Annotated in this window: 10 protein-coding genes; 6 read left to right on the top strand and 4 right to left on the bottom strand. The window is 59.1% G+C overall.

What is annotated here, in order from left to right; translation table 11 throughout:
- Positions 1-65: 65 nt before the first annotated feature.
- A complete protein-coding gene (locus tag PGW49_RS00265) occupies positions 66-1,265 on the top strand; it encodes an ABC transporter ATP-binding protein (RefSeq protein ID WP_035137764.1) in 1,200 nt (399 codons plus the stop codon).
- Between the two features lie 533 nt (positions 1,266-1,798).
- Here the strand turns inward: PGW49_RS00265 and glgP are convergent.
- From glgP to galE, 3 genes are all read right to left on the bottom strand, one after another.
- On the bottom strand, positions 1,799-4,066 hold the full coding sequence (gene glgP / locus PGW49_RS00270) for a glycogen/starch/alpha-glucan family phosphorylase (RefSeq protein ID WP_270224921.1): 2,268 nt from the start codon (positions 4,064-4,066) through the stop codon (positions 1,799-1,801).
- A 129-nt stretch (positions 4,067-4,195) separates the two neighbouring features.
- The gene (gene malQ, locus PGW49_RS00275; RefSeq protein WP_254668660.1) at positions 4,196-5,713 is read right to left on the bottom strand and encodes a 4-alpha-glucanotransferase; all 1,518 of its coding nucleotides are present in this window, start codon (positions 5,711-5,713) and stop codon (positions 4,196-4,198) included.
- A 208-nt stretch (positions 5,714-5,921) separates the two neighbouring features.
- On the bottom strand, positions 5,922-6,983 hold the full coding sequence (gene galE, locus PGW49_RS00280) for a UDP-glucose 4-epimerase GalE (protein ID WP_138113445.1): 1,062 nt from the start codon (positions 6,981-6,983) through the stop codon (positions 5,922-5,924).
- Between the two features lie 266 nt (positions 6,984-7,249).
- Here galE and PGW49_RS00285 point away from each other — a divergent pair, with 266 nt between their 5' ends.
- On the top strand, positions 7,250-8,455 hold the full coding sequence (locus PGW49_RS00285) for a coiled-coil domain-containing protein (RefSeq protein ID WP_138113443.1): 1,206 nt from the start codon (positions 7,250-7,252) through the stop codon (positions 8,453-8,455).
- A 221-nt stretch (positions 8,456-8,676) separates the two neighbouring features.
- On the opposite strand, the gene murB is transcribed toward PGW49_RS00285, so the two are convergent.
- Positions 8,677-9,639, bottom strand: coding sequence for a UDP-N-acetylmuramate dehydrogenase (gene murB / locus PGW49_RS00290; protein WP_138113441.1), 963 nt, complete (start codon positions 9,637-9,639; stop codon positions 8,677-8,679).
- Between the two features lie 183 nt (positions 9,640-9,822).
- Between murB and PGW49_RS00295 the strand changes: the two genes are divergently transcribed.
- The 4 genes from PGW49_RS00295 to PGW49_RS00310 form a co-directional block, all read left to right on the top strand.
- Entirely contained in the window at positions 9,823-10,851 is a 1,029-nt protein-coding gene (locus PGW49_RS00295) for a LacI family DNA-binding transcriptional regulator (RefSeq protein WP_055310491.1), read from the top strand.
- 248 nt (positions 10,852-11,099) lie between these two features.
- On the top strand, positions 11,100-11,588 hold the full coding sequence (locus tag PGW49_RS00300) for a hypothetical protein (RefSeq protein ID WP_138113439.1): 489 nt from the start codon (positions 11,100-11,102) through the stop codon (positions 11,586-11,588).
- A 38-nt stretch (positions 11,589-11,626) separates the two neighbouring features.
- Positions 11,627-12,394 (top strand): GntR family transcriptional regulator, encoded by a 768-nt coding sequence (locus PGW49_RS00305; RefSeq protein WP_138113437.1) that lies wholly within the window; start codon positions 11,627-11,629, stop codon positions 12,392-12,394.
- On the top strand, positions 12,379-12,984 hold a 606-nt coding region (locus PGW49_RS00310), incomplete at its 3' end, for a GntR family transcriptional regulator (RefSeq protein ID WP_270224930.1). The genes PGW49_RS00305 and PGW49_RS00310, both read left to right, overlap by 16 nt.

The following is a 12,984-nucleotide window of genomic DNA, read 5'->3' on the forward strand; positions in this document are numbered from 1 at the left end:
CGTAACTGTTTTGCAAGTTTCTGCGGCGCCCCTCAGCGCGGCGCCGCATATCGAAAGGTAGAGACATGGCCGAGATCGTTCTCAAACATGTTCAGAAGGTGTATCCCAACAACGAGTCAAAAAAGAAGGGCTTCTTTGGCAAAAAGAAGAAGACCGAGGAGAAGAAGCACAACCTCAAGGTTACCGAGGACGGTGTGCTCGCTGTAGAGGACTTCAACCTCACCGTTCACGACCAGGAGTTCGTCGTCCTCGTTGGCCCCTCTGGCTGCGGTAAGTCCACGACGATGCGCATGGTCGCCGGCCTGGAGGACATTACCTCGGGCGATGTGCTCATCGACGGCAAGCGTGTCAACGACGTGGCGCCCAAGGACCGCGACATCGCCATGGTGTTCCAGAGCTACGCTCTGTACCCCAATATGACGGTGTACGAGAACATGGCATTTACGCTCGAGCTCAAGAAGGTTCCCAAGGACGAGATCGACCGCAAGGTTCGCTCTGCTGCCGAGATTCTGGGCATTACCGAGTACCTCGACCGTAAGCCCAAGGCGCTCTCCGGCGGCCAGCGCCAGCGTGTCGCTATCGGCCGCGCCATCGTGCGTGACCCCAAGGTCTTCCTGATGGACGAGCCGCTGTCCAACCTGGACGCCAAGCTTCGTAACCAGATGCGTGCCGAGCTCATTAAGCTGCGCCACGAGATCAAGGGCACGTTCATTTATGTTACTCACGACCAGACCGAGGCTATGACCCTCGGTGACCGTATCGTGGTCATGAAGGACGGCGTCGTCCAGCAGATCGCCACGCCGCAGGAGGTCTTCAACCATCCCGCGAACATCTTCGTCGCCGGCTTCATCGGCGTGCCGCAGATGAACTTCTTCGATGCCCAGCTGGTGCGCTCGGGCAACGGCTTTACCGTCAAGACCGAGGATATGAACGTGGCGCTCGCCCCCGAGACTTGCGCTCAGCTTGCCCTCAACTGGGACGGCGGCGACGTGAAGGAGATTACGGCCGGCGTGCGTCCCGAGCAGATCCTGCTTGCCGACAAGGGCGAGGAGGGCGCGCTCCAGGGTACCGTCGAGGTGACCGAGCTCATGGGCTCGACCGAGCATGTCCACGTGACCGCTCCCGACGGCCAGTTTGTCCTGATTATCCCCGTCGTCGACCTCGAGGCCAAGGGCGCGCTCAAGGCTGGCGACACCATCTGGTTCAAGTTCGAGAAGAACGCGACCCACCTCTTCGATAAGGTCTCTGGCAAGAACCTTATCTAGGCCCGGTGCATCCAGGCCCTCCCTTTGGGCGACTGCGGTATTGCCATCCTTTTGCCGCGGTCACATATAAGGCTCCCTTCCCGTCCACTGGGCGAGAGGGGAGCCTTTCTTTGTGCCGGGCTGTCTATCTGTCAGTTTGTCTTGATCTGTAACAGGAGGAGGGCCAAATTGGGCCTAGATGTTACAGATTTAGACAGCGTCGAGCTGCCTGTCCTTTCATCTCGATCTGTAACACGAAGGACTGATTTCGGCAGTTACCTGTTACAGATTGAGATTGTTTTAGCCGCCTTGCCCGTCTGTCTCATTCTGTAACAGGTAGACCCGATTCCGGCGGTTATCTGTTACAGATTGAGATAGTTCATCGGGACAATTTCGTTTGTCTCGATCTGTAACAGGTAGACTCAATTTTGACGGCTAGATGTTACAGACCGAGATTTTATGGTCGAGGCAGGCCATGGGCCGGCGTATGGGCACAAAAAACGGAGCCGCGTTGCCGCGACTCCGTTTTCAAGAGGATGGGTAAGGGAAGCGAATTAGCTCAGGTGCCAGATCTCGTCGTTGTACTGGGAGATCGTGCGGTCGGACGAGAAGGTGCCGGCGTTGGCGATGTTGATCAGCGCCTTGCGCATCCAAGCGCCCTGGTCCTCGTAGTCGGCTAGCACGCGCTCCTTGGTCTGGATGTACTCCTCAATGTCGAGCAGGGCCATAAACCAGTCCTTGCCCTTAATGTCGTCGTGCAGGCGCTGCAGGCGCTCGGCGTTGCCGGTCGCCATAAAGGCCGGGTTGGTGATGAAGTCCACCAGCAGTTTAATGCCGGGCTTGCAGTAGAGCGCACCGGCGTTGTAGGTGCCGTCGGCGTAGAGCTGCTCGACTTGTTTGGACGAGGCACCAAAGGTATAGATGTTCTCGTCGCCCACGAGCTCGGCAATCTCCACGTTGGCGCCGTCGAGTGTGCACAGGGTCAGGGCGCCGTTGAGCATGAACTTCATGTTAGAGGTGCCGCTCGCCTCCTTGGAGGCCAGGCTGATCTGCTCGGAGATGTCGGCAGCGGGAATCACGCGCTCGGCGGCGGTGACGTTGTAGTTCTCGATCATGACGACCTGCAGGTAGGGAGCCACGTCGGGGTCGTTGGCGATCCACTGGGAAAGCGTCAGGATGAGGTGGATGATGTCCTGAGCGATGGTATAGGCAGGCGCTGCCTTGCCGCCAAAGATGATGGTGACGGGGTGCTTAGGTCTGTTACCGTTCTTGATGTCGAGGTACTTCCAGATGATGTAGAGCGCGAGCATCTGCTGGCGCTTGTACTCGTGGATACGCTTGACCTGAACATCGATGATGGCGTTGGAGGGGATCGTCACGCCCTGTTCGAGCGCCATAAACTCGCGCATGATGGTTTTGGCTTTGGCCTTGGTGGCGGCCAAGCGCTCAAGAATGCTCTTATCGTCGGCGAAGTCGGCGAGCTTGCTCAGGTTGCCGGTGCTGCGCCAATCGGTACCGATTACATCGTCGAGCAGGCTGGCAAGCGCGGGGTTGGCTCCCTGGATCCAGCGGCGGAAGGTGATGCCGTTGGTCTTATTGGAGAACTTCTCGGGGTAGATCTCGTAGAACGGATGAAGCTCGGTGTCCTCCAGGATCTTGGTGTGGAGTGCGGCGACGCCGTTGATGGAGAAGCCAAAGTGGATGTCCATGTGGGCCATGTGGACGGTGTCGTATTCGTCGATGATGGCGACGCGCGGGTCGTCGTGCTCGGCCTTTGCGACCTTATCGAGCTTGACGATAATATCGGCGATGGCAGGGGAGACCTTCTGCAGGCTGGTGAGCGGCCACTTCTCGAGCGCCTCGGCAAGAATCGTGTGGTTAGTGTAGGCGACCATGGAGCGTACGATGGTCACGGCCTCGTCAAACTCGATGTCGTGCTCGGTGGTGAGCAAGCGAATGAGCTCGGGGATGACCATGGTGGGGTGCGTGTCGTTAATCTGGACCACGGCGTAGTCGGCCAGATCGTGCAGGTTGCTGCCGCGCTCGATGGCCTCGTCGATCAGGAGCTGGGCGGCGTTGCTCACCATGAAGTATTCCTGGTAGATGCGAAGCAGACGGCCCTGCTCGTCAGAATCGTCGGGGTAGAGGAACAGGGTGAGGTTCTTGGCGATCTCGGTCTTGTCGAAGTCGATGGAGCTGCCGGGTACCAGGCCGTTGTCGACGCTTGCCAGGTCGAACAGGCGCAAACGATTCTTGGCGGGCTGGCCGTAGCCGGGCACGTCGATGTTGACGAGCTTGGAGGTAACGGCAAAGTCGCCGAACTCAACAGTGTAGGAGTGGTCGTCATCGATCAGGATATCCTGCTCGCCGAGCCACTCGTCGGGGACGGCCTTCTGCTGATTGTCGACAAAGCGCTGACGGAACAGGCCGTAGTGGTAGTTGAGGCCCACGCCGTCGCCGGTCAGGCCCAGCGTGGCGATGGAATCCAGGAAGCACGCGGCCAGGCGGCCCAGACCGCCGTTACCGAGCGACGGCTCGACCTCAAACTCCTCAATCTTATTGAGGTCGTGGCCCGCGGCGGTGAGCTGGTCCTTAACCTCGTCATAGATGCCGAGGTCGATCATGTTGTTGATGAGCAGCTTGCCGATCAAGAATTCGGCGGAGATGTAATAGAGCTTTTTCTTGCCATTGTTGAGCGGGCAGGCGGCTGAGCGCTCCTGCACGAGCTTAACGAGCAGTTTGTAAATGCGACGGTCATCGAGCTGCTCGAGCGAGATGCCAAAAGACTGCTCGGCGAGTTCTGCGAGATCGATACGGGGCATGTTTCCTCCTGTAATGGGTTGATTACATGTCTGCAATTCATAAGAATCCCGCGCGAGGGGATTGGGGTGGCCTCGCGCGGGAAAAGCGGTCGCGTCCGCACGGTGGGGTGGGGTCGGACGCGGTGGCTCCTATTGGGGAAGCTCGATTTCGGCTTCCGACGGGATGCGGAAGTAGGTCTCAGTCCAGTCGGTAAGCTTGTGCTCGAGCTCGCGGGTGATGGCGCCATCGAGCATACGCCAGGTCCAGTTGCCGCCTAGGGTGGCAGGGGTGTTGATGCGCGCCTCATTGCCCAGGTTAAGCAGGTCCTGCATGGTGTAGATGCACGTGTCGCTCACGCTGGCGGCGATGGTGCGGTTGAGTGCATCTGCCATGGGTTCGCCGGCCTGCTGATGGGTGTACAGGGCTGCCTGCTCGCGCTGACGGGGGGTGGCCGTTCCCTCAAACCAACCGCGCGCCGTCTCGTTGTCGTGGGTGCCCACATAGGCGACGGTGTTGGCGATGTAGTTATGCGGCAGGTAGTACGAGTTGGTGCCCTCAAAGGCAAACTGCAGGATCTTCATGCCGGGGAAGCCCGAGTTGTCGCGCATGTCGATGACGCCGGGGGTGAGGAAGCCCAGGTCCTCGGCGATGATGGGCAGCGTGCCGAGCTTTTCCTCGAGCGTCTTGAAGAACTTGAGGCCGGGGCCCTGCGTCCACGAACCGTAGGACGAATCGGGCGAGGAGAACGGCACCTCCCAATAGGCCTCGAAGCCGCGGAAGTGATCCAGGCGGATGACGTCGTACATGTCGAGGGCGGCGCGAATGCGGCCCTCCCACCAGGAGAAGCCATCGGACTCCATAGCGTCCCAGTCGTAGATGGGGTTGCCCCAGTACTGGCCGGTGGCCGAGAACTGGTCGGGCGGCGTGCCGGCGACGCTCACGGGATTGCCGGCGGCGTCGATCTTAAAGAGCTCAGGCGTCGCCCACATCTCGACGGAGTCACGCGAGACATAGATGGGCAGGTCGCCGATGATGAGAATGTCGCGCTCGTTGGCATAGGCCTTGAGGCGGTTCCACTGGCGATCGAAGAAGTACTGCGTCATCTGGTGGTAGAGCATACGCGCCGGATGGTCGGCGCAGACCTTGGCGGAAGCCTCGCCGCGGGTACGGAGCTCCGCGGGCCACTCCCAAAACGCCTTGAGACCGCACTCCTCTTTGACGGTCATAAACTCACAGTAGGGGATGAGCCAGTCCTCGTTGGCCTGGATAAAGTCATCGAAATCGGCCGGCTTGTCGGCAGCAAAGCGCTCAGCGGCTCGGTCGAGAATCTGACGGCGGCCGCCAAAGATAGCACCGTAGTCGACATTGCTGGGGTCGGATCCCAGATACACGCCATCGATATCGCGCTGCTCCAGATACCCTGCCTCGATAAGCTCGGCAAAGTCGATAAAGTTGGGGTTGCCTGCGCGGGCCGAGAACGACTGATAGGGCGAATCGCCATAGCTGGTCGTCGTAAGGGGCAGAATCTGCCAGTAATGTTGTTTGCACGAGGCGAGAAAATCGACGAAGTCGTAGGCATTCCAACCAAAGCCACCGATTCCGTATGGTCCGGGCAGAGATGAGACGGGCATGAGGACGCCGCTTGCACGCTCCATGAATGCGCTCACCAACCTTCTTGTTGTGGGGTCGGCCTGCCGATGGGTGTGCAGTCCGCCTCCGATGTTCTGATTCGATACGCTTATTGTAAAACATGTTGTTTAAACATGTACAGGCAAGATAAAAAAGTTGGTCGATTTTCGGCGAATGGTTACATGCCATGAAAAAGCCCCGACCTCACAACGTGAGATCGGGGCAAGAGCGGTATGTAGGTTTTTGCTACTCGGCGTCGGCGAAGCCGTTGGGGTTGTGGCTCTGCCAGTTCCAGCTATCGCGGCACATGTCCGCGATGTCGTATTGGGCCTTCCAGCCCATCATGCGCTCGGCCTTGGAGGCATCGCACCAGTTGGCAGCGATGTCGCCGGCGCGGCGCTCGCGGATCACGTAGGGCAGCTCCTTGCCACAAGCCTTGGAGAAGGCGGCGACGACCTCGAGTACCGAGGTGCCGGTGCCGGTGCCCAAGTTAAAGATCTCGACGCCGGTCTTGCCGTTCATCCAGTTAAGGGCGGCAACGTGACCAGAGGCCAGATCGCACACGTGGATGTAGTCGCGCACGCCGGTGCCGTCGGGGGTGGGGTAGTCGTTGCCAAAGACCTGAACGGCCTCGAGCTTGCCCACGGCGACCTGGGCGACATAGGGCACCAAGTTGTTGGGGATGCCCTTGGGGTCCTCGCCGATCAGGCCCGACGGATGAGCGCCAATGGGGTTGAAGTAACGGAGCAGCACGACGTCCCACTCGGGGTCGGCGGTGTGGACGTCCATAAGGATCTGCTCGATCATCCACTTGGTCCAACCATAGGGGTTGGTCGCGGGCTTCTTAGGATCCTCCTCGGTGACGGGCGGGTTGTTCGGGTCGCCGTAGACGGTCGAGGAGCTCGAGAAGATGATGGACTTGCAGCCATGGCTGCGCATGACGTCGATGAGCACCAGGGTGTTCTCGATGTTGTTGTGGTAGTACTCGACGGGCTTGCTCACCGACTCGCCGACGGCCTTAAAACCGGCGAAGTGGATGACGCGGTCGATCTGATGGGTATCGAAGATCTTGTTCATTGCATCGCGGTCGAGCACGTTGGCCTCGTAGAAGGTGAGGTTCTTGGCGGCCTCGTCGCCCACGATGGTCTTGACGCGGTCGACGGCGACGGCGCTGGAGTTGGAGAGATCATCGACGATGACGACCTGGTAGCCACCCTCGAGCAGCTGAACGACGGTGTGCGAGCCGATAAAGCCGGCGCCACCGGTAACGAGGACGCAGGTGTCTTTGGGGTCGAGTGCTTTGGACATGTAGTCTCCTATCGAATCAGGAACACTTCTTCAGGGGAGTATAGCGCAGGCAGGGACGCCCAAATCGTGCGCTGTAGGAAAAGCAGAGGATTGTGCTAACGTACTCATAGAAGAGCTTGCGTACGCATAACCTGATCTTTGACATTTGCTTACGAGCCGCTGACCTTGTAGTTTCCTGCCGTTCGTGGAAATCGTTGGGACGCGCCATATGTACGCTAATATGTATGAGTTGAGCGACATATAAATAAGCATGTAACGGAGTACATATGTCACCAAACAGCGATTCTATCCTTTCCCAGGAGCTCTCGCGCCGCACTGCCCTCAAGGCCCTGTTCGGCGCCGCTTCTGCGGCAGTTCTTTTTGGCCTGCCCGCTCGCGCCCATGCGGCGGAGGCTTCCAAAGAAACCACCGATAAACTGAATGCCGCCCAGGCCCAGCTCGACGAGGTTCAGGCCCAGCTCGACAGCATCGCAAATGAGTATGCGGCGCTGGCCAACAAGAATGCCCAGACCCTCAACGACATCGAGAATGTCCAGGGCAAGATTGACGACACGCAGGCCCAGATCGATGAAAAGAAGGCCGAGCTCAAGAAGAAGCGCAACGACCTTTCCGATCGCGTGGCCGCCAGCTACAAGTCCGGCGGCACGAACATCCTGTCGCTGCTGCTGGCCTCTGGCTCGTTTGAGGAACTCGTCGCCAACGCGCATTACGTTGAGAAGATCAACAAGAGCGACCGCGACGCCATCGAGGACATTCAGACCATCCAGGAAGAGCTCGATGCGCAAAAGACCGAGCTCGAGTCGCAGAAGGCCGACTTAGAGAAGCTCAAGGACCAGCAGACTGCCCAGATGCAGGACATGCAGGCCAAGCAGCAAGAAGTCCAGACCGTGCTGAACGGTCTTTCCGACGACGTCAAGGAGCTCATGGCTCAGCGCGATTCCGAGATCCTCGCTGCCGCCCAGGCTGAGGAGGCCGCTAGGAAGGCTGCCGCTGCCGCGGCTGCCGCGAACAAGAACAATTCCTACTCGGGTGGTTCGAGCTCGGGTGGTGGATCGTACGCGCCCGGAACTCCGCAGCAGAATGCCGGCTCGGGCAAGCAGCAGGCTGTCGTCAACGCGTGCTACTCCACGCCTTCGCCGGGTCAGAACTGGTGCGCGGCGTGGGTCACCAATGTCTTCCGTAACGCCGGCGTTGGCTACTTTGGCGGCAATGCGTGCGACATGTTTAACGCATGGTGCTATAGCTCCGACCGCTCGGCGCTGCAGGTGGGCATGATCGTGGCCGATTCCTCGCACAGCGGCACGGGTGCTCCGGGCCTTATCTACGGTCATGTGGGTATCTACGTTGGCGGCGGCATCGTTATGAGCAACGAGGGTGCCATTACGTCTAAGTCGCTTGATTCGTTTATTAGCTTCTATGGCACTGGCTCTGGCGTGCGTTGGGGCTGGCTCGGCGGCGTGGCGCTGTCGTAAAGCCGACGGGGCCGCGTGCCCGCCCGCAATATATTTGATTGCCTGCTCGGGCAGTCCTGCGCAAGACGAAGGCCACATTAAGTGGCCTTCTTTGCGTGCGGAACTCGCGATCAATCAAATATATTGCGGGCGGGCACGCGGCCCTCTTGGGTTCGGGGCGCGGCACACCGGACTGGTTGTCTGAATTAAAGAAAGTGAAGGCCCCTTTCGGGGCCTTCTTTTTATAAAAATTCGCCTACTCGGTGGACTTCGGGTTCTAGGTCTACGTCGAACTGCTCTTTGACTTTGGCTTGGATGTCGCGGATGAGTTCGTCGACGTCGGCGGCGGTGGCGTGGTCGGCGTTGACGATGAAGCCGCAGTGCTTCTCGCTCACCTGCGCGCCGCCAACGGCGTGTCCGCGCAGTCCGGCATCCATGATGAGCTTGCCGGCAAAGTGGCCCTCGGGGCGCTTGAAGGTGGAGCCGGCACTCGGCATGTCGAGCGGCTGCTTGTCCTCGCGGCGCTGGCGGTAGTCGTCCATGTCGGCCTTGATCATCGCGGCGTTGCCCGGGGCGAGATTGAAAGTGGCCGAAAGCACGATAAAGCCGTCGTCGGCGATGCGGCTCTTGCGATAGCCCAGGTTGAGTTCGTCGGCATCGAATTCGATGATGTTGCCGCTGCCGCGGGTGCCGTCGTCGAGCTGGCGAGCGGGTTTGTAGACGCGCACGGACTCTAGCACATCGGCCATGCAGGCACCGTAGGCACCGGCGTTCATGTAGCAGGCGCCGCCGACCGATCCGGGGATGCCCGAGATGGGCTCCATGCCGGTGAGGCCGGCCTCGGCTGCCGCCGCGGCGACATCGGAAAGCAAGGCGCCGGCTGCCGCCGTGACGTGCGTGCCGTCGACCGTAATGTCGGAGAGGCCTTCGCCCAGCGCCACGACGACGCCGCGGATGCCCTTGTCGCCGACAAGCAGGTCGGAGCCGTTGCCCACGATGGTAAGCGGCAGGTCGCAGCGATAGCAGGTATCGAGCGTGGCGACGAGGCCCTGCTCGGTATCGGGCGTGACAAAGACGTCGGCCGGGCCGCCGATCTTAAACGTGGTGTGCTCGCGCATGGGCTCGCTCATCAACACGTTGTCCTCGCCGGCAACGCCAGCGAGCGCGCACAGCAGGTCCTCGTTAAAAAAGTCGTTCTCGTGCATATGAATATCCGCCTTTTGGTGGTCGTCGTCATCAATCGATTGCAATATACCCCACCCGGACGGATTTGGTGCGCTGACGGCGATAAAACAGCCGTCTACCGGATTGGTAAAGTGTTTATCACCGAGGTAGAGGGGTAGTCGCTATACTTTCAAGAGATTGCGCGTAAACCCGGAAGGAGCGAGATGGCCAACAAAGTCACCCTCAAGCAGATCGCCCAGGAGGTGGGGCTTTCCCCCTCGTCGGTCTCGCTTGTGCTCAATAATCGGCCCTGTCGCATCTCGGAAGAAAACCGCAAACTCATCAAGGAGGTCGCGGCGCGCAACCACTATGTTCCTAACCAGATTGCGCGTAGTTTGGTCATGCGCGAGTCGCGCACGCTGGGCCTTATCGTCCCTAACATCGAGAGCCGCTTTTTTGCCTCGCTCGCCGGTAGCCTGGAAAAGCGCTGCCGCGAGGATGGCTATGCACTCTTCATTACCAGCTCGGGTGGAAGCGCCGATGACGATCTGGAGCTGCTGCGCCAGCTGGTGACGCGCGGCGTTGATGGCGTCTTCCTGGTCGTGGGCGACGAGTTCTCCGACGACCGCGCCCTGCGCGAAGAAGTCAGCCACCTGCCCATCCCGGCCGTAATGGTCGACCGTGCCATTGAGGGGCTCGAGTGCGACAAGGTGATGTTCGACCACGAGATGGGTGGCTACATGGCCACTCGCTATCTGATCGAGCAGGGCCACCGTCGCATTGCCTGCTTGGTTAACGCGCGCCGTTCCAATACGGGGCGTAAGCGACTTGCCGGCTATGAGCGCGCGCTGCGCGAGGTTGGCTTGCCTATCGACGCGCGTTTGGAGTTTGAGAGCGAGTACTACATTCCGAGTGCCTACGAGGCCTCGGAGGCGGTGCTCGCGACCGACGCCACCGCCGTATTTGCAAGCTCGGACAACATTGCCCTTGGTCTGCTCAAGCGCTTACACGAGATGGGGAAGAGCATTCCGGGCGACATTTCGGTGGTGAGTTACGACAACTCGGCCGCCGACGTTCTCTTTGAGCCGGCGCTGACCGCGATTGAGCAGGATCCTGGTATCCTCGCGGAGCATGCTTTTGGCTGCATGTCCAAGCGCCTTGCCGGTAGGGGCGGTAGACGTGCCGAAGAAGTCGTTCTGGAGCCGGCGCTTATCGTGAAGGGCAGCGTGCTCGATCTTACCGAATGTAGCTAAGCGTACTTGTTTGTTTGCATAGATTGCATGCGGAGTGTCCGCTATTTGCCGGCGGGGCCGGGGTGCCTGCCTTGTTTTGAGAAGTTCGCGGAGCCCACTTCTCAAAACAAGGCAGGCACCCCGGCCCTCGTCCGTGAACTCTTCCGCTGGGCGAGCTATAGACGCCGCGCACCGATAGGGTAAGGCGGCGGCTTGAAATTGGTGCTATATTCAGGTTGAGTTGTTTAATGCTAGTACGGGAGGCTGATATGGGGCTGTTCAAGAAGAAAAACCCGCAGGATGCCTTTGATCCCGATGTGTTTACCATCACGGATACGATTTTGGACCCGCCGCGGTTTACGTTTTTGCCGGCTATCTACCAGGATGCCACGCATCGCAAATGGGCCGTACATCAGCGCGGCGGCGAGCCGAAGATTTTTGACTATGCGGACGTGTTGCAGTGCGAAGTGGCCGAGGCGGGCGATCCGGAGGCCGAAGAAGCGGTCTCTAAACAGGAATTTGCCCAGCGTATCCTGGCAAATCCTGCCAAGGCAGCAAAAATAAATGCTGCCAAGCGTAATATGTGTCTTGGTATGGGCGTTGTTGTGGCGGTTCAGACGGGAAAAGACGAGGTTTCCAAATTAGAGATTCCCGTTATGACCGACGAAGTCAAACGCGATTCAAGTCTATATAAGTCGTATCGGAATGTCGCCGAGAAGATCAAGGCAGAATTTGATGCCATGGGAGGGCTGGCCTAATTTTGGCGGCATACGTTTCTGAATGAGGAGTCTGTGCAATGGCAGGCGAATCTTATGCAATTCCCCCCAAAGATCATGCTGTTGAGGGAATTCTTTGGTATATCCAGCACCATCAGCTTGCCGGCGGCGATCGCCTGCCGGCCGAGCGCGTGCTGTGCGAAGAGATTGGCGTTTCGCGTACGGCGTTGCGTGCCGGTATCACGCGGCTTATCTCGTGTGGAACGCTCGAGAGCCGTCGCGGATCGGGCACGTATGTGTGTCCTCCCAAGCCGCTGAACATCTTCCAGGAAACGTATAACTTTTCCGATGCTGTGCGGACTGCCGGCCTGCACCCCTCTTCTCGTCTGGTTTCCACCGGGACCATCGAGGCGGATGAGGCGCTTGCCGACAAGCTTGGGGTGGCTGTAGGCGCTCCCTTGCTCCGCATGCAGCGCGTTCGACTTATTGAGGGCGAGCCGGCGTCAATCGAGACCGCTCACGTTAACCTGTCCCTGTGCCCATCGCTTCCCGAGCACGATTTTGAGTGTGAGAGCCTTTACGATGTCTTGCTCAAAGAAGGTGGCGTGCGCGTTGAGCATGGACGTGAGCATATCTCCATCTCGCGTTTGAACTTCGAAGAGGCCGAGCTGCTCCAGCAAGAAGAGGGAACGCCGGTGTTCTATGAGAGCTCGATCGAATTTGATAAGGACATGCGTTTTGTGGAGCATTGCAAATCGGTGATTTTGCCCACAAAGTTCCGCTTTGCCGATAACGGCGAAGAGAACGGCATGAGGAGCGTGGCAGGTGAACAATGGCTGAAACAGTAGATGCCACCCCGGTTTATATGCGCATTCGACGCTGCATCGAGGAACGTATCGAGCGCGGTGCATATCCCACGGGTTCCATGATTCCGTCCGAAAAAGACCTCGCCGAGGAATTTGGTACGACACGCTTGACCATCCGAAGCGCTGTCGATGAGCTGGTTCGACGCGGGCAGATTCGCCGTGTTCGGGGAAAAGGTGCCTTTGTGGCGCAGAAAGTACCTGCTTTTTTTGAACGCACGGTCGGTTTCCGTGAATCGGTCCGTGCTTCGGGCGGCGAGCCGTCCGTCCGTATTCTCGCGCGTTCCAAGCGTTATGCGGGGCCATATTACGCCGACCTGTTTGGCATCGCCGAGGACGACCTGCTCTATTCCGTTCGACGCCTGAACTGCATAAACGGTAGCCCCGTATCGATTGAGACGGCGCTGATTCCCTGCCTGCTGTTCCCAACCATCGAAGATATTGACGTGTCGGTCTTCAGTTTGTACGAGACCTATGAGATGCTGGGCCGAAAGCCAGTCATGGCACAGGAAAAGCTCGATATCGAGGCACTGGGCGCACGAGATGCCGGCCTCCTTGGACTGGAACAGGGCGAT

It is taken from the genome of Collinsella aerofaciens (genome assembly GCF_027679495.1).
Lineage (GTDB): Bacteria > Actinomycetota > Coriobacteriia > Coriobacteriales > Coriobacteriaceae > Collinsella > Collinsella aerofaciens_AK.

Bases quoted from the DNA above. Each gene is read 5' to 3' on its own strand.
- PGW49_RS00265 (WP_035137764.1), top strand. From the start codon at position 66: ATGGCCGAGATCGTTCTCAAACATGTTCAGAAGGTGTATCCCAACAAC.
- glgP (WP_270224921.1), bottom strand. From the start codon at position 4,066: ATGCCCCGTATCGATCTCGCAGAACTCGCCGAGCAGTCTTTTGGCATC.
- galE (WP_138113445.1), bottom strand. From the start codon at position 6,983: ATGTCCAAAGCACTCGACCCCAAAGACACCTGCGTCCTCGTTACCGGT.
- PGW49_RS00285 (WP_138113443.1), top strand. From the start codon at position 7,250: ATGTCACCAAACAGCGATTCTATCCTTTCCCAGGAGCTCTCGCGCCGC.
- murB (WP_138113441.1), bottom strand. From the start codon at position 9,639: ATGCACGAGAACGACTTTTTTAACGAGGACCTGCTGTGCGCGCTCGCT.
- PGW49_RS00295 (WP_055310491.1), top strand. From the start codon at position 9,823: ATGGCCAACAAAGTCACCCTCAAGCAGATCGCCCAGGAGGTGGGGCTT.
- PGW49_RS00300 (WP_138113439.1), top strand. From the start codon at position 11,100: ATGGGGCTGTTCAAGAAGAAAAACCCGCAGGATGCCTTTGATCCCGAT.
- PGW49_RS00305 (WP_138113437.1), top strand. From the start codon at position 11,627: ATGGCAGGCGAATCTTATGCAATTCCCCCCAAAGATCATGCTGTTGAG.